Below are 395 nucleotides of genomic sequence, written 5' to 3'. Positions count from 1 at the left end.
AAGGCCCGGGGACAGGCTGGTGACGTAGGTGCCGTCGCCCTGGCGTGTCTGCAGGACCCGCATGGCGATCAGCGCGCGTACGGCCTCACGCAGGGTGTTGCGGGCGACGCCGAGCTGGTCGGCGAGGTCCTTCTCCACGGGCAGCTTCTGCCCGGGGCGCAGCTCACCATCGATGATCATCTGTTTGATCGTGTCGATCGCGGTCTCGATGACGCCCACGCCGGCCTCCCCAGTGGTGGCCATCAGGGTAGCGGTAGGTCCGGATCGGCTCGTGGACCGGGGAAACGGCGACGCGGGTCTGTCGCCTGGGGTGACAGACCCGCGCCGCCCCCTGCCCCGAGGGCGCCCTTCCGCAGGAGAAGGGCGTGGCCCCGGTGCTCGTGGTCAGATGGAGC

Annotated in this window: 1 protein-coding gene; it reads right to left on the bottom strand. The window is 70.4% G+C overall.

The genetic code is table 11. The features are described 5' to 3' along the window. On the bottom strand, positions 1–243 hold a 243-nt coding region (locus AAH991_RS40310), incomplete at its 3' end, for a FadR/GntR family transcriptional regulator (RefSeq protein ID WP_346231216.1). Positions 244–395 lie beyond the last annotated feature (152 nt).

The organism is Microbispora sp. ZYX-F-249 (assembly GCF_039649665.1).
Classification (GTDB): domain Bacteria; phylum Actinomycetota; class Actinomycetes; order Streptosporangiales; family Streptosporangiaceae; genus Microbispora; species Microbispora maris.
The sequence above is the reverse complement of the archived record's forward strand: the minus strand, read 5'-3'. Positions and strand labels throughout refer to the sequence as shown.